General features: G+C 60.2%; 19 protein-coding genes. All 19 read right to left on the reverse strand.

What is annotated here, in order from left to right; all coding sequences use genetic code 11:
• Positions 1 to 8 precede the first annotated feature (8 nt).
• From GRI58_RS06910 to GRI58_RS07000, 19 genes are read right to left on the reverse strand one after another with little or no spacing between them, the layout of a single operon-like run.
• Positions 9 to 1658: a ribonuclease J gene (locus GRI58_RS06910; protein ID WP_337190907.1), complete on the reverse strand. Its 1650-nt coding sequence runs from the start codon at positions 1656 to 1658 to the stop codon at positions 9 to 11.
• Positions 1655 to 2443 carry a type III pantothenate kinase gene (locus GRI58_RS06915; RefSeq protein WP_160752846.1) on the reverse strand — a complete coding sequence of 263 codons (789 nt, stop codon included), beginning with the start codon at positions 2441 to 2443 and terminating at the stop codon, positions 1655 to 1657. Before GRI58_RS06915 ends, GRI58_RS06910 begins: the two co-directional genes overlap by 4 nt.
• 4 nt (positions 2444 to 2447) lie before the next feature.
• Positions 2448 to 3170 carry a biotin--[acetyl-CoA-carboxylase] ligase gene (locus tag GRI58_RS06920; RefSeq protein ID WP_160752847.1) on the reverse strand — a complete coding sequence of 241 codons (723 nt, stop codon included), beginning with the start codon at positions 3168 to 3170 and terminating at the stop codon, positions 2448 to 2450.
• Positions 3167 to 4630 carry an NADH-quinone oxidoreductase subunit NuoN gene (gene nuoN, locus GRI58_RS06925; protein WP_160752848.1) on the reverse strand — a complete coding sequence of 488 codons (1464 nt, stop codon included), beginning with the start codon at positions 4628 to 4630 and terminating at the stop codon, positions 3167 to 3169. The genes GRI58_RS06920 and nuoN overlap by 4 nt, the downstream gene beginning before the upstream one ends.
• Entirely contained in the window at positions 4630 to 6192 is a 1563-nt protein-coding gene (locus tag GRI58_RS06930) for an NADH-quinone oxidoreductase subunit M (RefSeq protein WP_237452156.1), read from the reverse strand. The genes nuoN and GRI58_RS06930 overlap by 1 nt, the downstream gene beginning before the upstream one ends.
• Complete coding sequence (gene nuoL, locus GRI58_RS06935; protein WP_160752849.1) at positions 6177 to 8231, reverse strand: NADH-quinone oxidoreductase subunit L; 2055 nt, start codon at positions 8229 to 8231, stop codon at positions 6177 to 6179. The genes GRI58_RS06930 and nuoL overlap by 16 nt, the downstream gene beginning before the upstream one ends.
• Positions 8232 to 8238: 7 nt before the next feature.
• Positions 8239 to 8544: an NADH-quinone oxidoreductase subunit NuoK gene (nuoK, locus tag GRI58_RS06940; protein ID WP_160752850.1), complete on the reverse strand. Its 306-nt coding sequence runs from the start codon at positions 8542 to 8544 to the stop codon at positions 8239 to 8241.
• Entirely contained in the window at positions 8541 to 9161 is a 621-nt protein-coding gene (locus GRI58_RS06945; RefSeq protein WP_160752851.1) for an NADH-quinone oxidoreductase subunit J, read from the reverse strand. Before GRI58_RS06945 ends, nuoK begins: the two co-directional genes overlap by 4 nt.
• A gap of 27 nt (positions 9162 to 9188) precedes the next feature.
• The gene (nuoI, locus tag GRI58_RS06950) at positions 9189 to 9674 is read right to left on the reverse strand and encodes an NADH-quinone oxidoreductase subunit NuoI (RefSeq protein WP_160752852.1); all 486 of its coding nucleotides are present in this window, start codon (positions 9672 to 9674) and stop codon (positions 9189 to 9191) included.
• Positions 9671 to 10747 carry an NADH-quinone oxidoreductase subunit NuoH gene (gene nuoH, locus GRI58_RS06955; RefSeq protein ID WP_160752853.1) on the reverse strand — a complete coding sequence of 359 codons (1077 nt, stop codon included), beginning with the start codon at positions 10745 to 10747 and terminating at the stop codon, positions 9671 to 9673. Before nuoH ends, nuoI begins: the two co-directional genes overlap by 4 nt.
• Complete coding sequence (gene nuoG, locus GRI58_RS06960; protein WP_160752854.1) at positions 10744 to 12738, reverse strand: NADH-quinone oxidoreductase subunit NuoG; 1995 nt, start codon at positions 12736 to 12738, stop codon at positions 10744 to 10746. Before nuoG ends, nuoH begins: the two co-directional genes overlap by 4 nt.
• A 40-nt stretch (positions 12739 to 12778) precedes the next feature.
• The gene (locus GRI58_RS06965) at positions 12779 to 13474 is read right to left on the reverse strand and encodes a hypothetical protein (RefSeq protein WP_160752855.1); all 696 of its coding nucleotides are present in this window, start codon (positions 13472 to 13474) and stop codon (positions 12779 to 12781) included.
• Positions 13471 to 14763, reverse strand: a complete 1293-nt coding sequence (nuoF, locus tag GRI58_RS06970) for an NADH-quinone oxidoreductase subunit NuoF (protein WP_160752856.1) — start codon at positions 14761 to 14763, stop codon at positions 13471 to 13473. Before nuoF ends, GRI58_RS06965 begins: the two co-directional genes overlap by 4 nt.
• A complete protein-coding gene (locus GRI58_RS06975) occupies positions 14763 to 14906 on the reverse strand; it encodes a hypothetical protein (RefSeq protein ID WP_160752857.1) in 144 nt (47 codons plus the stop codon). The genes nuoF and GRI58_RS06975 overlap by 1 nt, the downstream gene beginning before the upstream one ends.
• Positions 14906 to 15574 carry a complex I 24 kDa subunit family protein gene (locus GRI58_RS06980; RefSeq protein WP_160752858.1) on the reverse strand — a complete coding sequence of 223 codons (669 nt, stop codon included), beginning with the start codon at positions 15572 to 15574 and terminating at the stop codon, positions 14906 to 14908. The genes GRI58_RS06975 and GRI58_RS06980 overlap by 1 nt, the downstream gene beginning before the upstream one ends.
• Positions 15574 to 16791, reverse strand: coding sequence for an NADH-quinone oxidoreductase subunit D (locus GRI58_RS06985; protein ID WP_160752859.1), 1218 nt, complete (start codon positions 16789 to 16791; stop codon positions 15574 to 15576). Before GRI58_RS06985 ends, GRI58_RS06980 begins: the two co-directional genes overlap by 1 nt.
• Positions 16788 to 17297: a hypothetical protein gene (locus GRI58_RS06990; RefSeq protein WP_160752860.1), complete on the reverse strand. Its 510-nt coding sequence runs from the start codon at positions 17295 to 17297 to the stop codon at positions 16788 to 16790. The genes GRI58_RS06985 and GRI58_RS06990 overlap by 4 nt, the downstream gene beginning before the upstream one ends.
• A 5-nt stretch (positions 17298 to 17302) precedes the next feature.
• The gene (locus tag GRI58_RS06995) at positions 17303 to 18151 is read right to left on the reverse strand and encodes an NADH-quinone oxidoreductase subunit C (protein ID WP_160752861.1); all 849 of its coding nucleotides are present in this window, start codon (positions 18149 to 18151) and stop codon (positions 17303 to 17305) included.
• Positions 18151 to 18756, reverse strand: a complete 606-nt coding sequence (locus GRI58_RS07000) for a NuoB/complex I 20 kDa subunit family protein (protein ID WP_237452157.1) — start codon at positions 18754 to 18756, stop codon at positions 18151 to 18153. The genes GRI58_RS06995 and GRI58_RS07000 overlap by 1 nt, the downstream gene beginning before the upstream one ends.
• Position 18757: the final 1 nt, after the last annotated feature.

The raw sequence follows: 18757 nt of genomic DNA on the forward strand, positions 1-18757 counted from the left end.
GCGATACCTTAGGCTTCCGGGCCGATCACGCGCACCTGTGGTCGCTTGCCCGACCAGCGGTTGGCCGCCCGGCGCGCGGCAATACGCGCCACTTCCCGTACTTCGTCGACATCGCTCCTTGCGGCACCCTTCAGTTTACCGATAGCCTTGACGATATCCGCACGCGCTTCAGCGATGAACGCGTCGTAATCCTCATCCAGCGGTAAGCCGATCCCCTCCAGTCTTGGAGGCAATTGAGCGTCCAAAATCACGACCAGCACGCCCTCGCGCGCAATCCGGCGGCGCATCGCAATCGCTTCGCCATCAGCCGGCACGATAATATCGCCATCGAGCACCAACCGCCCTGCCCTGACCTCGGCGAGTTTACCCGGTTCGCCCGGTGCAATCCGCACGAGATCACCGTTCTGCTGTATCACCGCATCGGGAATTCCACTGGCAAGGCCGAGCCTTGCCTGCTCCTGCATATGCCGCATCTCGCCATGCACGGGGATGAGTATCTCGGGACGCAGCCAGCCATAAAGCGCCTCGAGTTCGGGTCGCCCGGGATGCCCCGAAACATGGATCTCGCTCTGGCGATCTGTCACCATCTGGATCCCGCGCGCTGCAAGCCGGTTCTGGACCGCACCGATGGCCAGCTCATTGCCGGGAATCTGACGGCTGGAGAATAGCACCACATCGCCCGCGCGCAGCTCGAGCGGGTGATTGTCCTCCGAGATACGCGACAATGCCGCACGCGGCTCACCCTGCCCGCCCGTGGCGAGGATCAACAACTCGCCGCGCGGAAGCCCCATTGCCGTATCGAAATCGACCGGCTCAGGGAAATCCTGGAGATAGCCGTTATCCTGCGCGACCTCGATAATCCTTTCGAGAGAGCGCCCGGCGACACAGACCTGCCGCCCGGTTTCGCGCGCGACATCACCCAATGTCTGCAAGCGGGCGACATTGCTTGCGAAAGTCGTGACCAGCACGCGCTTGCCCGCGTGCCGCTGGACCTCTTCCAGCAGCCCCTTGTGAACCGCGCCTTCCGATCCACTTGCCGCCGGGTTGAACACGTTGGTGCTGTCGCAGACAAGCGCGAGCACGCCTTCGTCGCCGATCGCTACCAATTCCTCTTCGGTAGTCGGTTCACCGATGATCGGGTCCTCGTCGAGCTTCCAGTCTCCGGTGTGGAACACGCGACCGAAAGGCGTCTCGATCAGCAACGCGTTCCCTTCGGCAATCGAGTGCGCGAGCGGGAGATACGTGATCGTGAACGGCCCGACCGAGAGTTTTCCGTGATCTTCCTCGATCACATTGAGTTCGACTTCGCCTGCCAGCCCGGCTTCCTCGAGCTTGCGGCGCACCAGATCGGCCGTGAACGGCGTCGCGTAAAGCGGCACGCCGAGGTCGGCCGCGAAATAGGGCACTGCGCCGATATGATCCTCGTGCGCGTGGGTCAGCACGATTCCGTCGAGCTTGTCAGCCCTCTCCTCGATGAATTCGAGATCGGCAAACACGAGATCGACGCCGGGATACTCCCCGCCAGAAAAGGTCATGCCCAGATCGACCATAAGCCAGCGCCCGCGGCAACCGTAGAGATTGACGTTCATGCCAATCTCGCCCGAACCGCCAAGTGCCAGGAAAAGCAGTTCTTCTTGTGGTGTGAAGTCCTTCTTCACCCGGCGCGTCCCGCCAGCAACGCAAGTCCAACAAGCGTAAGATCACTGTCGACATAGTCGAAAAGCTCTGTGTGCTTATCAAACAGAATCGCCAGTCCTCCCGTCGCTACTACCTTGGCAGGGCGTCCGATTTCCGCCTTCATTCGTTGGGTTAGACCTTCCATCAGTGCAACATAGCCCCAGAAAACGCCAATCTGCATCTGATCCTCGGTATTGCGCCCGATCACGCTGCCCGTGCGTGGCGCCTCGATCGCGATGCGTGGTAGCTTCGCCGTATTTCCGACCAGCGCATCGAGCGAAAGATTGATACCGGGAGCAATGATCCCACCCTTATAGGTGCCCTTGAAATCTATCGCGTCGAAGGTGGTCGCGGTACCGAAATCGATCACGATCAAATCGCCGCCATATTTGGCATGGGCGGCGATGGCATTAAGCGCCCGGTCGGCACCCAGCGAGCGTGGTTCCTCGACATCGACCGCAATGCCCCAATCGGCAGCGCCATCCCCGGCTATCAGCGGTTCGACGCCGAAATATTTCTGCGCCAACACCGTCAAATTGTGGATCGCGCGCGGAACCACAGAGCCAACGATGATCTTTTCAATCGCAGCGCGCTCAAACCCTTCAATCGCCATCAGCTGGAGCAGCCACACGGCATATTCGTCGCCCGTCCGGCGGGGATCGGTGGCGATCCGCCAGCGCGACTTGATCTCCGGTTGACCGTCGTCATCGGTTCCGAAAAGTGCGAAAACGACATTCGTATTGCCGACATCGACAGCAAGCAGCATCGCTTCAGGACTCCTGGCCAGCGAACATGACATCGCCCGCGTGAATGACACGGCTCGTACCATCCGCCAAGCGGAGCTTAAGTGCACCATCGGGCGTGAGTCCGTCGAACTTGCCGGTCAGGGCTGCTTCACCCGGCGGATTGACCGTCAGGCCGGTGCCGACTGGATGCGCCGCCGCAACCCATCTACGAACCATTACCTCCAGCCCAAAATTGCGCCAGCGCGCCAGTTCCTCGACAAAACTTCGCGCCAGATTGCCGGCAAAGCTATTACGATCCGGCGCATGCGTCAGTTCGGACAAGGATATCGTCCGACGATCAGAGAGTTCAGGTGCGGTGCGAATGTTGACCCCGATGCCAACCACCACCGCATCATTCTGTCGCTCGAGCAGGATGCCGGCCAGCTTCGCGTTGGCGATGGTCAGGTCGTTGGGCCACTTGATGCGCAGCGCCGATGGCTCGGGCAGCACTGGCAGAACGGCTTCATAGACCGCCAGTCCCGCCACCAGCGCCAATGAGGCGGGGCTGGGATCGTTCGGGGCGAGCCGCACCACGGTCGAACCCATGAAGTTGCCGCTGCCATCGAACCAGTTGCGTCCCTGCCGACCTCGACCGGCGACCTGCCGATCGGCTATCAGCCAATCGCCCTCCGGCCATGCCTCGCCCGCAGCAAGGGCAGCGAGAACGTCGGCGTTGGTCGAGCCGGTTTCTGCGACCGTGTGGATCAAGCGACGGCAAAGAGCGCGGCAGCGGCCTGACTAGCGACCGAGCCGAGCCACGGAGTGGCAAAATAGCCAAGTGGCGAAATCACGATTACGCTGACAACCAGCACAACCCAGTGACCCATCGGGCTGGTCTGTTCGGGCTCGCGCTTCGATTCATCGAAGAACATCACCTTGATGAAGCGCAGATAGTAGAACGCGCCGATCACGCTGGCAGCAATACCAATCGCGGCAAGAGGCACCAGTCCGGCCTGTACCGCGGCCTGAAACACCACGAACTTGGCCCAGAAACCGAACAGAGGTGGAATACCCGCCAGACTGAACATCACGAACAGCAAGCACCAGGCGAGGCCAGGACGCGTCGTGGACAATCCGGATATATCGGCAAATGTTTCGAGCGGCTGCCCTTCCTTGTCGCGCAGCATGAGCAGGGCTGAAAAACTGCCGAGCGTCATTGCGACATAAATGACAAGATAGATCAGTATCGCGCTTGCGCCCGCAGGCGTCGCCGCCGCCAGACCGACCAAGAGAAAACCAACATTGTTGATCGAGCTATAGGCAAGCAAGCGCTTGAGGTTCTGCTGACCGATCGCACCCAATGCACCGACCACGATCGAAGCGATCGAAGCGAAGATCACGATCTGGCGCCACGCCTCGACTTCGCCCCCGAAAGGCACCAGCGCCATGCGCACAAGCATACCGATGGCCGCAACCTTGGGCGCACTGGCGAAAAAGGCGGTGACCGGCGTTGGTGCGCCTTCGTAGACATCGGGCGTCCACATATGGAACGGCACGGCGGCGATCTTGAAAGCCAGGCCGGCCAGCACAAACACCACGCCGAACAGCGCGCCGATCGGGAAATGCGTGCTGAACGCTGCACGAATACCAGAGTAATCGGTCGTCCCGGCAAAACCGTAGACCAGGCTCATCCCGTAAAGGATGATGCCCGACGCCAAGGCACCCAGAATGAAATATTTGAGGCCCGCTTCGTTCGAGCGCCAGTCCGAGCGCAGGAAGCTTGCAAAGACATAAGACGACAGGCTCGACAATTCGAGGCCGATGTAAAGCGTCATGAGATTGGTGGCCGAGACCATCATCCCCATGCCGATTGCACCGAACAGCATCAGCACGGGATATTCGCCGCGATAACCGTCACGCTCCTCGAAGAAGCGCGGCGTGATTATCAGACACGCAATCGTCGCGAGATAAATCAGGATCTTGGCGAATACGGCAAAGCTATCCATCCGCAGCAGTCCGCCAAAGGCGCTGTTGAACCCGTCGGCAGGCGAGCCCGTCGGAAGCGAAGCGGTAAAGGCAATCGCCCCGACCAGCGCCGAAACTGCAAGGATCGTTATGACCCGCGCGGATTTGGCACCGGTCCATGCCACCACGAGCAACAGCACAAGCCCTGCCAGCGACAGGCCGATCTCGGTCCCAGTGAAGTACAATGAAGACGCGTAAGACATCAGTGCGCCTCCCCGGTCGATTCAGAGCCATGCGCGATATAATTTGCTGCATGGGCGTTGGGTGGCCCAACCTTCAACTGCGCATCGCCCTTCGGGGCAGCCTGCGCCAGTCTTGCGTCGAGAGCCTGAATATCGGAGCGCATGGGAGCAATGAAACTTTCAGGATAAATGCCCATCCACAACACCGCGGCCGCAAGTGCTGCAAACATGGACCACTCGCGCAGGTCGAGATCGGGCATGGCCGCCGCATCGGCATTCTTCTGGTCGCCGAATGCGACACGGCGGTAGAGATAAAGCATATAGGCAGCGCCAAGGATGATGCCGGTGGTGAGCACCAGCGTCGCAAAGCTGGAAGCATGGTAGACACCGGCAAGGCTGACGAATTCCGCAACAAACCCGCTCGTACCGGGTAGTCCGATGCTGGCCATGGTGAACAATAGGAAGAACAGCGCGTACTTCGGCATGTTGATGGCAAGTCCGCCATATCGGTCGATTTCGCGGGTGTGTAGCCGATCGTAGATCACGCCAACACACAGGAACAACGCACCCGAAACGAGGCCGTGGCTCAACATCATGATCATGCCGCCTTCGAGCCCCTGCACGTTGAAGGCGAACAGGGCGGCAGTGACGATCGCCATATGCGCGACCGAGGAATAGGCGATGAGCTTCTTCATGTCGTGCTGCACCAGCGCGACGAGCGAGGTATAGACCACCGCGATCATCGACAGGGCGAAGATCAGCCACATGAATTGCGCGCTGGCTTGCGGGAACATTGGCAGGCTGAACCGAATGAAGCCGTAACCGGCGAGCTTCAGCAAGACGCCCGCCAGAATGACCGAACCGGCAGTAGGTGCCTGAACGTGCGCATCGGGCAACCACGTGTGTACCGGCCACATCGGCATCTTCACCGCAAAGCTGGCGAAGAAAGCTAGCCACAACCATCGCTGCGCCTCGACCGGGAAATTGTATTGCATCAACGTCGGAATATCCGAGGTTCCGGCCGCATTTGCCATCCACAACATCGCGATCAGCATCAGCACCGATCCGAGCAGGGTGTAGAGGAAGAATTTATAGCTCGCGTAAATGCGGTTGTCCCCGCCCCAAACGCCGATGATGAGATACATCGGGATCAGGCCGCCTTCAAAGAAGATGTAGAACAGGAACAGGTCCTGCGCCATGAACACGCCCAGCATCAGCACTTCCATCAGCAGGAAGGCAGCCATGTATTCACCCACGCGGCGCGTGATCGAATTCCAGCTGGCAAGGATACAGATCGGCATCAGGAAAACGCTGAGCATGATCAGCATCAGCGCGATCCCGTCGATCCCGAGCGCGTAGTTGAACCCGGCAAACAAAGGCGCGTGCTCGACAAACTGCCACTGCGCACCGCCGATGTCGAAATTCGCCCACAGCACCACGCCGAGCACGAAGTCGATCAGGGTCGCCAGCAGAGCGACGACACGCGCCGACTTAGCCTCAAGGAACAGGCAGGCGATGGCCGCGACGAGCGGCACGAGAAGCATTATGGAGAGGATCGGGAACCCCATCAGAACAGCACCCATGTGATAGCGGCGACGAGACCCAGCAGCATCACCAGGGCATAGCTATAGACATATCCGGTCTGGATTTTCTGCGCATAGACCGAACCACGGTGGACCACCCAAGCGGCACCATTCGGGCCGAAGCGATCGATGATACCGACATCGCCAATCTTCCAGAACTTCCGTCCAATCCAGAAGGCCGGACGCACGAACAGGAAATTGTACAGCTCGTCGAACATCCACTTGCGATAGACGAAGCGATAGATGGGGCCGAGCTGTTCGGCGGCCTTGGCGGGCATATCGGTATCCTTGATGTAACCCCACCAAGCAATGGCCAGACCGATCAGCATGACGATGGTCGCCGCCAGCTTGGCCAGTTCGGGAATGCCGTGCATCGCGTGGATCAAGCCCTCATTGTAGAAGATCGAACCCTTCCAGAAGCCCACGCTTTCAAGGAACGTGTGGTTGAACACGGCGCCTGCGAAGACCGCGCCCATGCTGAGCACAATCAGCGGGATCAGCATGGAAATGGGGCTTTCGTGCGGATGATATCCTGCCGTGCCATCATGTTCTTGCGGATCGGGGACGTGATGCGTTGCGTCGTGCCCTGAATCCTCCTGCGCAGCAGGGTTCGCCTCTTCGGGATGGTCATGGCCGTGATGAACCGCGTGCTGGATATGCTCGCTCTGTCCCCAACGCGGTTTGCCCCAGAAAGTCAGGAACATCAGGCGCCAGCTGTAGAAGCTTGTGAGCAACGCGGCCAGCACACCCATCCAGTACGCGAAGTAACCCATCTGCGTGCCGCGCGCATAGGCCGCTTCGATGATCGCATCCTTGGAATAGAAGGCAGCAAAACCCACTCCGGCAAAGCCGACGCCCGTGATCGCCAGCGTTCCCGCCATCATCGCCCAAAAGGTCACCGGAATCTTCTTCCGCAGGCCGCCATAGAAACGCATGTCCTGCTCGTGATGCATCGCGTGGATCACGCTGCCCGCGCACAAGAACAGCAGTGCCTTGAAGAAGGCGTGGGTGAACAGGTGGAACATCGCCGCGCCATAGGCGCCGACGCCTGCGGCGAAGAACATATAGCCGAGCTGCGAACAGGTCGAATAGGCGATCACCCGTTTGATGTCCCATTGGGTGCAGCCGATCGTCGCAGCGAAGATACAGGTCGAAGCGCCGATGAAAGTCACGAAGGTCAGTGCGACCGGTGCCGTCTCGAACATCGGCGACAGGCGACAGACCATGAACACGCCCGCGGTCACCATCGTCGCGGCGTGGATCAGCGCGGAAACCGGTGTCGGGCCTTCCATCGCGTCGGGCAACCATGTGTGGAGCCCGAGCTGCGCCGACTTACCCATCGCGCCGATGAACAGCAGGATGCACAGCAGGTCCATCGTATGGACGCGGTAACCGAGGAATCCGATGCTCGCCCCGCTCATCCCCGGCGCAGCGGCCAGGATCGCGGGGATCGAGACGGTACCGAACACCAGGAAGGTGCCGAAAATGCCGAGCATGAAGCCAAGGTCGCCCACGCGGTTGACCACAAAGGCCTTGATTGCGGCGGCATTCGCGCTGGGCTTTCTGAACCAGAAACCGATCAGCAGGTAGGACGCAAGGCCCACCCCTTCCCAACCGAAAAACATCTGCACCAGATTGTCCGACGTCACGAGCATCAGCATCGCGAAGGTGAACAGCGAGAGATAGGAGAAGAACCGCGGCTGGTCCGGATCTTCATCCATGTAGCCCCAGCTATAGAGGTGGACGAGCGCGGAGACAGTGGTCACCACCACCAGCATGATCGCGGTCAGCGTATCGACCCGCAGCGCCCAGTCGAACGAAAGCGTACCCGACTGCACCCAATGCAACACCGGCACCACGCTCGGCTCGGCAGTCCCGGCAACGAAGCTCAGGAAGATGGGCCAGCTCAGCGCGCAAGCGATGAACAACGCGCCGGTCGTGAGGATCTTGACCGGCAGATTGCCGAGCCCGCGATTGCCGAGGCCACCGATGATGGCCGCGAGCAAGGGCAGGAAGACGATGAAAATTATCGAATGCACGGGGCGCTTATCCCTTGAGCCGGTCGACTGAATCGACAGCGATTGTGCCGCGACCACGGAAATAGATGACGAGAATGGCCAGCCCGATGGCTGCCTCACCAGCGGCGACGGTCAGCACGAACATGGCGAAGATCTGTCCCACCAGATCGCCAAGGAAAGCGCTGAAGGCAACGAGATTGATGTTCACCGCGAGCAGGATCAGCTCGATCGCCATCAGGATCACGATGATGTTCTTGCGGTTGAGGAATATCCCCAGCACCCCAAGCACGAACAGGATCGCGCTCAGGAAGACGTAGTGTTCGATACCGATCACAGTTCGATCCCCTTGCCGCTTTCGGGCGACTTCATCACGGTTGCTTCATCCGGTCGGCGTGCGACCTGTTTGGAGATGTTTTGCTGCCCGCGCACGGCCCGACGCTCGCGGTGTGTCAGAACGATCGCGCCCACCATTGCGACCAACAGGATCAGACCGGCGGCTTCGAACAGGAAGAGATACTGGCCATAAAGCACGGCCCCAAGGCTCGCTATGTTCGAATGCGCATCGGCCATATGTCCCGCACCTTGCGCCAACCCGAGCTGGATTCCGCCGATCTGCCATGCGCCGATGCCGAAGATCAGCTCGACCGCCAGGACCAGCGCTATCAACATCCCGAACGGGAAATTCTTGACGAAGCCGGATCGCAATTCGGCGAAATCGATGTCGAGCATCATCACCACGAACAGGAAAAGCACCGCGACCGCGCCGACATAGACGATGACCAAGAGCATCGCGATGAACTCGGCACCGACAAGCACCATCAGTCCGGCGGCGTTGAAGAAGGCGAGGATCAGCCACAACACCGAATGCACCGGGTTGCGCGCGCTGATTACCATCACCGCCGAAGCGACGACGATCACCGCAAAGAGATAGAATGCTATGGTCTGTATCATAATGCCCCGGGGGTGGTTGCGGGCCGGTTAGCGGTAGGGAGCGTCGGCTTCAAGGTTCGCGGCGATTGCCCGCTCCCACTTGTCCCCGTTGGCCAGAAGTTTTGCCTTGTCGTAGAGCAGCTCTTCATGCGTTTCGGTCGCATATTCGAAGTTCGGCCCTTCGACGATCGCATCCACCGGACAGGCTTCCTGACAGAAGCCGCAATAGATGCACTTGGTCATATCGATGTCGTAGCGGGTGGTGCGGCGGCTGCCGTCCTCACGCGGTTCGGCCTCGATTGTGATTGCCTGCGCTGGGCAGATCGCCTCGCACAGCTTGCAGGCGATGCAGCGTTCCTCGCCATTGGGATAGCGGCGCAACGCATGCTCGCCTCGGAAACGCGGAGACAGCGGGTTCTTCTCGAACGGATAGTTGATCGTCGCCTTGGGCTTGAAGAAATACTTCAGCGTCAAGGCGTGCGCCTTGAGGAATTCCCAGAGGGTGAAGGATTTGACGAGTTGCGCGACGGTCATGCGATTTGGCCCCCGAAGTGACCGGTAGCCATCAGATAGCCACTGATTAGAACGACAAAGAAAAGGCTGAGGGGCAGGAACACCTTCCAGCCCAGGCGCATCAGCTGGTCATAGCGATAGCGCGGGACGGTGGCCTTCACCCAACTGAACACGAAGAAGAAGAACGCGATCTTCACGAACAGCCAAAAGAAGGCCGTAATCCCTGCGGTGAACAGGAAATCATAGAGGATGGGGATGTCGAGCGGCGGCAACCAGCCACCGAAGAAGAGCACCGCGTTGAGCGTGCACATCAAAATGACGTTGGCGTACTCGCCCAGCCAGAACAGCGCGAAACTCATCGAGGAATATTCGGTCTGGTAACCAGCGACGAGTTCGCTTTCCGCCTCGGTCAGATCGAACGGCGCTCGCGCGGTTTCGGCAAGTGACGAGATCAGGAACATCACCCAAAGCGGGAACAGCAGCGGGTTGAACACGAAACCGTTGATTATTCCGAAGATATGCCCCTTCTGCGCCAGCACGATGCCGTTCATGTTGAACGTCCCGGCCCACAGCACCACGCAGATGAGGATGAAACCGATCGAGACTTCGTAGGAGATCATCTGTGCGGCCGCACGCATGGCAGAGAAGAACGGGTATTTGGAGTTCGACGCCCAACCGCTCATCACCACGCCGTAAACGCCAAGGCTGCTGATCGCGAGGATGTAGAGCAGCCCGACATTGATGTTTGCGAGCACTGCAGCAGGACCGAAAGGGATCACGGCCCAGGCCATCAATGCGACGGTAAAGGTGATGATTGGCGCGATCAGGAAGATGCCCTTGTTCGCGGCGCTGGGGATGATGGTTTCCTGCAGAAACACCTTCAACCCGTCGGCAAAGCTTTGCAGCAGGCCGAAAGGCCCGACGACGTTTGGCCCCCGGCGCAGCGCCATCGCCGCCCAGATCTTGCGGTCGGCGTAGATGATCATCGCCACCGCCAGCATCAGCGGCAGGGCGATCACCAGAATCCCGATGATTGTTGCGATGAACCAGGCCCAGTCGTAGGTCAGGCCCCAGGATTGAAACGTAGCGGTCATTCCGCGGCCTCCAGCGCTTCACCACCGTGGAGCAGTTCAGCCGAACACTGCTGCATCACCGCACTGGCGCGGGCGATGGCATTGGTCAGGTAGAAATCCTTGATCGGATAGGCGGCAATCCGGCCCTTGGCTTTGCCTTTACCCGCTTTGGGCAGCTTACCAAGGTCGGCGAGGCCTTCCTCGCCCAGCGCAGGCACTTCGGCGATCATTGCGGACTGCAACTGCTCGAAACTGTCGAAGCCGACGGAAACGCCCAATGCGTCTGCCAGTGCGCGAAGGATCGTCCAGTCTTCGCGCGCGTCGCCCGGAGCGAACACGGCCTTTTCGGCGAACTGCACGCGGCCTTCCGTGTTGACGTAAGTCCCGTCCTTTTCGCTGTAGGCAGCGGCGGGCAAAATGATGTCGGCGGCATGAGCCCCCTTATCACCGTGATGGCCGATAAAGACCTTGAGGCTCTGGTCAAACTGCGACCAGTCGACCTCATCCGAGCCAAGCGCCAGCACCAGCTTGGGCTCTGCCTTGACGACATCGGCGAGGCCACCCTTCTGGGCATAGCCGAGCATCAAGGAACCCATGCGTGCGGCGGAGAAATGCAGCACGTTAAAGCCGTTCCACCCATCGCGCTGCACATCGAGCGCCAGTGCGGCGTCGAACGCCCCTGCGGCCAGCCCTGCCCCGCCCAGGATCACCGCAGGCCGTTCGGCCTTGGCGAGCGCTTCGGTCACATGGGCGGGCAAATCGTGCAGGATCGCGGCATCGTCGCCGAGGAATTCTGCCGGATAGGTCGGGTCCCAATACGGGCCGACGATGAACACCTTTGCGCCCTTCTTCGCCGCCTTGCGCAGGCGGACATTGACCAGCGGCGCTTCCCAGCGAACATTGCTGCCCACGATCAGGATCGCATCAGCGGTCTCGATCCCGGCGAAAGTAGAGTTGAACGCCGATGCAGCAAGGCTCGGCACGGGATAGGCCAAGCCGGTCTGACGCCCTTCGAGCAGGTCGGAACCGAGCGCATTCACAAGCTTCTTGGCGGCGAACATCGTCTCACAATCGAGCAGATCGCCCGCGATCGCAGCAACAGAACCCTGCGGCTTGACCTTGGCGATCGCCTTGAATGCCTCGTCCCAGCTGGCAGGCTGAAGCTTGCCAGCCTTGCGAATCCACACACGATCGAGGCGGCGACGGGTCAGCCCGTCGACCATATAGCGGCCCTTGTCAGACAGCCATTCCTCGTTGACGTCATCGTTGATGCGCGGCAGCGCACGCAACACTTCGCGTCCGCGCGCATCGAGGCGGATGTTCGCGCCGACAGCGTCGGACACGTCGATGCTAAGTGTCTTCTTCAGTTCCCACGGACGCGCCTCGAACGCGTAAGGCCGGCTGGTGAGTGCGCCGACGGGGCACAGATCGATCACATTGGCAGAAAGTTCATGCTCGGCGGCCTGCTCGAGATAGGTCGTGATCTGCATATCCTCGCCGCGACCGACCGCCCCGATTTCATCGACACCGGCGATCTCCTCGGAGAAGCGCACGCAGCGGGTGCAGTGGATGCAACGGGTCATCACCGTCTTGATCAGCGGGCCCATGTATTTCTCGGTCACCGCGCGCTTGTTCTCGTGATAGCGCGAGCCGCCACGGCCATAGGCGACCGACTGGTCTTGCAGATCGCATTCGCCGCCCTGATCGCAGATCGGGCAGTCGAGCGGATGGTTGATGAGCAGAAACTCCATCACCCCTTCGCGCGCCTTCTTGACCATTTCGCTGTCGGTGCGGATTTCCTGGTTCTCGGCAGCGGGCAGCGCGCAGCTCGCCTGCGGCTTGGGAGGCCCCGGCTTCACTTCGACGAGACACATCCGGCAATTACCGGCAATGCTCAACCGCTCGTGATAGCAGAAACGCGGGATTTCCTTACCTGCAAGCTCGCAAGCCTGGAGGACGGTAGCGCCGTCCGGAACCTCGATCTCAACGCCGTCGACTTTGACCTTGGGCATTACAAGCAACCTGCCGAATAAACTTGAAACATTTCGCCGCTCATGTGGCGTCCCTCATCGCAACACGCCGGGCCATCCCATAGTCCAACGCTGCGCGCAGGCTTTCTACATCGAACGACATCTTTTGCCCTTCAAATGCGCAGGGACCAAAATACGGAGCGAGCGCATTGATTGCTGCGCGCTCAGCTTTCGAAGTCACCTTAGTACGAAGAAGAGCGTCCGCTTCCAGAGGAGCCGTAGCGGCCACGCATAGCGCGAATTCATCAACGATAACAGATGACCTATCGGCCGGGTCCGCTGCCATTATTCGCGCGACCGAATCCTTTTGAGAGGGGGCGGCCTTAGGATCATCTACAGTGCCTGCCGGTGGGCCGTCGGGATACTTGCGCAGATACCAGCCCTCACTCAACGCGCCCCGCATCTCGCGAAAACTCGATCTCATGCCATATTGCGTCAGGCAACCAGACTGACTGTTGGGGAAGTAAGTCATAGCTTTCCAGTTCGTATCGCTGGGATCAAGCAGATACTTGCCAATCTTATCAGACTTATATTCCGCAACGCATCGCCCGAAATAACTCAGAGTCGCTCTCGCATCACGCTTGTTGTTGTAGCGTTCTTTCGAAAACCTGGTTCCGGTTTCAGATCGTTCGTTTCCATCATCTTGAGCCGACGCGGATATCGAAACTACTCCTAATCCGATCGCGCAGACCAAAGCCACGAGACTATGCATCTTCATTCCGCCGCCTCCGCAAACTTCGCGTTGTGTTCTTCGATCCGGCGCTCCAGCTCGGGGCGGAAGTGGCGGATCAGGCCCTGTATCGGCCATGCGGCGGCATCACCCAGCGCGCAGATGGTGTGGCCTTCGACCTGCTTGGTGACTTGCTGAAGCATGTCGATCTCATCGATATGCGCGTCACCCGTGCGCAAGCGTTCCATCATGCGCCACATCCACCCGGTGCCTTCACGGCACGGGGTACACTGGCCGCAGCTCTCGTGCTTGTAGAAATAGCTGATCCGGCTGATCGCCTCGACGATGTCGGTGGACTTGTCCATCACGATCACCGCCGCGGTGCCGAGGCCCGAGCCGACTTCTTTCAACCCGTCGAAATCCATCGGCGCGTCGATGATCTGCTCGGCCGGCACCAACGGAACCGAAGATCCACCGGGAATGACCGCCAGCAGATTGTCCCACCCGCCGGTGATGCCACCACAATGGGTTTCGATCAGCTCGCGGAAGGTGACGCCCATCTCTTCCTCGACCACGCAGGGCCGCTCGACATGCCCGCTGATCTGATAGAGCTTGGTGCCCTTGTTGTTCTCGCGCCCGAAGCTGGAAAACCATGCCGCTCCGCGCCGCAGGATGGTCGGGACCACCGCGATGCTTTCGACATTGTTGACCGTAGTCGGGCAGCCATAGAGGCCCGCGCCCGCCGGGAACGGCGGTTTCAGCCGCGGCTGGCCCTTCTTGCCTTCGAGGCTTTCGAGCATCGCGGTTTCCTCACCGCAGATATAGGCGCCCGCGCCGCGATGCATGAACACGTCGAAATCATAGCCCGAACCGCTGGCATTCTTGCCGATCAGCCCGGCTTCATAGGCCTCGTCGATTGCGGCCTGCAGCACCTCGGCCTCGCGAATATACTCACCGCGAATGTAGATATAGGCGGCCCGGGCGCGCATCGCATAACCCGCGATCAGCGCGCCTTCGATCAGCTTGTGCGGATCGTGACGGATGATCTCGCGGTCCTTGCAAGAGCCCGGCTCGGATTCGTCGGCATTGATGACCAGGAAGCTTGGGCGACCGTCCTTGCTCTCCTTGGGCATGAACGACCATTTGAGCCCCGTCGGGAAGCCCGCACCGCCGCGCCCGCGCAGGCCCGACGCTTTCATCTCCTCGATGATGGCGTCATGCCCGCGCCCGATCAGCGCCTTGGTATCATCCCAGTCACCCCGCACGCGCGCCGCGTCGAGCTGCCACGACTGAAAGCCGTAGAGATTGGTAAAGATGCGGTCCTTGTCCGCCAGCATCAGCTATAGCTCCCATGCGCAGCCATGACCCAGATCGCCGCACCGACGATCAGGGCAATCAGGCCGAACTTGATAATTCCGGTCACGACCTTCCAGGCAAGGAAAGCCAGCACCAGCGTGACGAGGATGGTGACGACGCTCATCACCACTCGTCCCGATAATCGTGGTTGGCATCGACCATCGCCTTGAGCGTGGTCGGACCACCGGCGGGCTCGCTGGTGTGACGGCCCGGCTCCTGCGTGCCCTCTTTCGGCTGCTCACCGGCGGCGAGCGCATCAAGCACGGCATCGAGTCGCTCGGGCGTCAGGTCTTCATAGTTGCCGTCGTTGATCTGGGCCATCGGCGCAGTCGCGCAATTGCCCATGCATTCAACCTCGGTCAGCGTCCACAGGCCATCCTCGGACACATGGCCCTTGACCATCCCACGCTTCTTGCAGGTTTCGAACAAGGCGTCCGACCCGCGCAGCTTACACGGCGTGGTGCCGCAAACCTGCACGTGGAATTTGCCCACGGGCACGAGGTTATACATGAAATAAAAGCTCGCGACCTCAAGCACGCGGATTACCGGCATGTCGAGATAGTCGGCGACATATTCAATCACCGGCAACGGAAGCCAGCCCTGCGTCTCGGTCTCTTCACCAACCTGCCGCTGGGCCAGGTCGAGCAGCGCCATCACCGCCGATTTCTGGCGACCCGGCGGATATTTTGCGATCTCCTTGTCGGCCCGCTCGCGGTAGGCTTCGGTGAATTCGAAGCCACCCCAGCGGTCGCGGAGTTCGGGAGTGTCGGGCGCGGGAGTGCGGTCAGCCATTAGCGGTCACACTCCCCAAACACGACATCGATGGCACCAAGAATGGCGGTAGCATCGGGCAGCATGTGGCCTTTCGACATGAAATCCATCGCTTGTAGGTGGCTAAATGCGGTCGGACGGATCTTGCAGCGATAAGGCTTGTTACTGCCGTCGCTGACCAGATAGACGCCGAATTCGCCCTTGGGGCTTTCGGTACCGACATAGACTTCGCCCGCAGGCACGTGGAAACCCTCGGTGTAAAGCTTGAAGTGATGGATCAGCGCTTCCATCGATTGCTTCATTTCGCCGCGCTTGGGCGGCGATACCTTGCGGTCGTCCGAGCAGATCGGCCCCTCGGGCATTTCCGCAAGGCACTGCTTGATGATCTTGGCGCTCTCGTAAACTTCCTTCACCCGGACCATGAAGCGGTCATAGCAATCCGAGTTTGTGCCGGTGGGAATCTCGAAATTCATCCGGTCGTAAACGTCATATGGCTGCGACTTGCGCAGATCCCACGGCAGACCGGCTGCGCGGATCATGGGGCCGGAGAAGCCCCAAGCAATCGCGTCTTCCTTGCTGACAATGGCGATATCGACATTGCGCTGCTTGAAGATGCGGTTGTCCATGACCAGGCTCATCGCATCGCCGAACAATTCGGGCAGGCGCGTGTCGACCCAGTCACCGATTTCGGTCAGCACTTTCAGCGGCACATCCTGGTGCACACCACCGGGACGGAACCAGGCGCTGTGCATCCGTGCGCCCGAAATCCGCTCGAAGAAATTCATGCAATCTTCGCGCAGTTCGAACACCCACAGGTTCGGAGTCATCGCGCCCACGTCCATCACGTGGGAGCCGATGTTGAGCATGTGGTTGGAAATACGCGTCAGCTCGGCGAACAGCACGCGCAGATATTGCGCGCGGATCGGCACTTCGAGGTTGAGCAGCTTTTCGATCGCCAGCACATAGCTGTGCTCCATGCACAGCGGCGAACAATAGTCGAGCCGGTCGAAATAGGGCAGTGCCTGCAGATAGGTCTTGTGCTCGATCAGCTTCTCTGTGCCGCGATGGAGCAGGCCGATATGCGGATCGATACGCTCGATGATTTCACCGTCGAGCTCCATCACCATGCGCAGCACGCCGTGCGCAGCGGGGTGCTGCGGGCCGAAGTTGATCGTGTAGTTGGAGATCACTTCGTCGCCGGTGGTAGGCGATTGTTCCAGATGCAATGCGTCACTCATGAGCAGACATAATCCCCGGCGATCGCCTTTGTCTGGCCCGCCGTGTTTGTAATGGTCATCGTACCCTTGCCTTTGGCCGTCGGCATCATCGCGACAGAGATGCCCTCGCCGCTGAACGTCGTGCCATTCTTGACCGCCTGATAGCCGCCTGGAGGCGCGTCGAGCAGCAGCAGCTTGCCACCGACCCGGACAGTCGCTTTACCGGGCAGATTGCGATCTTGCGGCCCTGCAGCGACGAGCATTTCCTTGCCATCGACAGAGAATGTGCAGCCGCCTGCCCGCGGCCCGAACTTTACATGCGAGATATCACCCAGCTTTTCAGGCTGGAACACGTCGCCAGTTGCGGGAGGCGACGCCTTGACCGCGCTGTTCACACCGGGCGCATCAGTCGAGGAATCGACCACCTTGCCGGTCCCGACCCGCTGCGCAAAATCATTGGCGCTGTTATCGCTCTGCTGGCGCTGCCCGCAGGCAGCCAGCGAAAGGCCAAGGAGTGAGATGGCCATCAGCCTCATTCCTTGCCCTTCCCGGCGGGTTTCTTGGACGAAGCCTTCTTGGCCGCCGGTTTCTTCGCAGGAGTCTTTTTCGCGGAACTCGTCTTGGCAGCCGCTTTCTTCGCAGGCACGCCTTTTGCCGGAGCCTTCTTTTCCGCTGCCTTGTCGGCGGTCGTTTTGTCCGAACCCGAATCGCCTTCCTTCTCGGTCACCTTTGGCTTGTCGACCGTCGGCATCGGCGGGGCTTCGGCGGCCTTTTCGTCACCCGGCAGGATGTAGTCGGCGCCTTCCCAAGGGCTCATGAAATCGAACTGGCGGAAATCCTGCGGCAGCTCGACCGGCTCGTACACCACACGCTTCTGGTCTTCGGAATAGCGCAGCTCGATGTAGCCCGTGAGCGGGAAGTCCTTGCGGAAGGGATGCCCTTCGAAACCGTAATCGGTCAGGATCCGGCGCAAATCGGTATTACCGTCGAAAATCACGCCATAGAGGTCGAACACTTCGCGCTCGAGCCAGCCAGCGTTGGGCCACAACGTCGTGACCGTCGGCACCGGCGTATCTTCAGAAGCGCGACACTTCACGATGATACGGTGATTCTTGGTCAGGCTGAGGAGCATATAGACCACCTCGAAGCGCTCGGCGCGCTGCGGGAAGTCCACCCCTGCCATCTCCATCAACTGCTGATATGCATGATCGTCACGCAGCAGGCGCAGCGCGTCCTCCACGCGATCACGCTTCACATGCAGCACGATCTCGCCATGCGCCTCGAACCCTTCGACAAGCATGTCGCCAAGCGCGGATGCCAGCGTGTCGCGAACGCCATCATTCGAAGAAATCTTCGGCGCAGAGTGCAGAACCTCAGCCATCAGCGTTCAATCGTCCCTTCGCGGCGGATTTTGCGCTGCAATTGCATCACGCCATACAGCAGCGCCTCGGCAGTCGGAGGACAACCCGGAACATAAATGTCCACCGGCACGATACGGTCGCAGCCCCGCACGACGGAATAGCTGTAATGGTAATAGCCGCCACCATTCGCGCAGCTACCCATCGAAATCACGTATTTCGGTTCCGACATCTGGTCGTAAACCTTGCGCAGCGCCGGGGCCATCTTGTTGCACAGCGTGCCCGCGACGATCATCACGTCGCTTTGGCGCGGGCTGGCGCGCGGGGCGGCGCCGAACCGCTCCATATCGTAACGCGGCATGTTGACGTGGATCATTTCGACCGCGCAGCAGGCGAGGCCGAACGTCATCCACCACAGCGAGCCCGTCCGGGCCCACTGGAACAGCTCCTCGGTCGAAGTGACGAGGAAGCCCTTGTCGCTGACTTCGGTCGACAGTGCGTTGTAGAACCCGGCATCGGGCTGCTTGATGCCCGGATGCAAAGCAGGGTTATGCGCCCCCGGCACCGTGTCGGCTGCAGGATTGGCGATGCGATGGCCGAGGCTGGGCTGTTGATCGGACTGGTTCATA

The sequence above is a fragment of the Qipengyuania algicida genome (assembly GCF_009828025.1).
Taxonomy (GTDB): domain Bacteria; phylum Pseudomonadota; class Alphaproteobacteria; order Sphingomonadales; family Sphingomonadaceae; genus Qipengyuania; species Qipengyuania algicida.

Excerpts from the sequence above, each read along its gene's own strand:
- GRI58_RS06915 (WP_160752846.1), bottom strand. The coding sequence starts at position 2,443 with ATGCTGCTTGCTGTCGATGTCGGCAATACGAATGTCGTTTTCGCACTT.
- nuoN (WP_160752848.1), bottom strand. The coding sequence starts at position 4,630 with ATGTCTTACGCGTCTTCATTGTACTTCACTGGGACCGAGATCGGCCTG.
- GRI58_RS06930 (WP_237452156.1), bottom strand. The coding sequence starts at position 6,192 with ATGGGTGCTGTTCTGATGGGGTTCCCGATCCTCTCCATAATGCTTCTC.
- GRI58_RS06945 (WP_160752851.1), bottom strand. The coding sequence starts at position 9,161 with ATGATACAGACCATAGCATTCTATCTCTTTGCGGTGATCGTCGTCGCT.
- nuoI (WP_160752852.1), bottom strand. The coding sequence starts at position 9,674 with ATGACCGTCGCGCAACTCGTCAAATCCTTCACCCTCTGGGAATTCCTC.
- nuoH (WP_160752853.1), bottom strand. The coding sequence starts at position 10,747 with ATGACCGCTACGTTTCAATCCTGGGGCCTGACCTACGACTGGGCCTGG.
- nuoG (WP_160752854.1), bottom strand. The coding sequence starts at position 12,738 with ATGCCCAAGGTCAAAGTCGACGGCGTTGAGATCGAGGTTCCGGACGGC.
- GRI58_RS06965 (WP_160752855.1), bottom strand. The coding sequence starts at position 13,474 with ATGAAGATGCATAGTCTCGTGGCTTTGGTCTGCGCGATCGGATTAGGA.
- nuoF (WP_160752856.1), bottom strand. The coding sequence starts at position 14,763 with ATGCTGGCGGACAAGGACCGCATCTTTACCAATCTCTACGGCTTTCAG.
- GRI58_RS06975 (WP_160752857.1), bottom strand. The coding sequence starts at position 14,906 with ATGAGCGTCGTCACCATCCTCGTCACGCTGGTGCTGGCTTTCCTTGCC.
- GRI58_RS06980 (WP_160752858.1), bottom strand. The coding sequence starts at position 15,574 with ATGGCTGACCGCACTCCCGCGCCCGACACTCCCGAACTCCGCGACCGC.
- GRI58_RS06985 (WP_160752859.1), bottom strand. The coding sequence starts at position 16,791 with ATGAGTGACGCATTGCATCTGGAACAATCGCCTACCACCGGCGACGAA.
- GRI58_RS06990 (WP_160752860.1), bottom strand. The coding sequence starts at position 17,297 with ATGGCCATCTCACTCCTTGGCCTTTCGCTGGCTGCCTGCGGGCAGCGC.
- GRI58_RS06995 (WP_160752861.1), bottom strand. The coding sequence starts at position 18,151 with ATGGCTGAGGTTCTGCACTCTGCGCCGAAGATTTCTTCGAATGATGGC.
- GRI58_RS07000 (WP_237452157.1), bottom strand. The coding sequence starts at position 18,756 with ATGAACCAGTCCGATCAACAGCCCAGCCTCGGCCATCGCATCGCCAAT.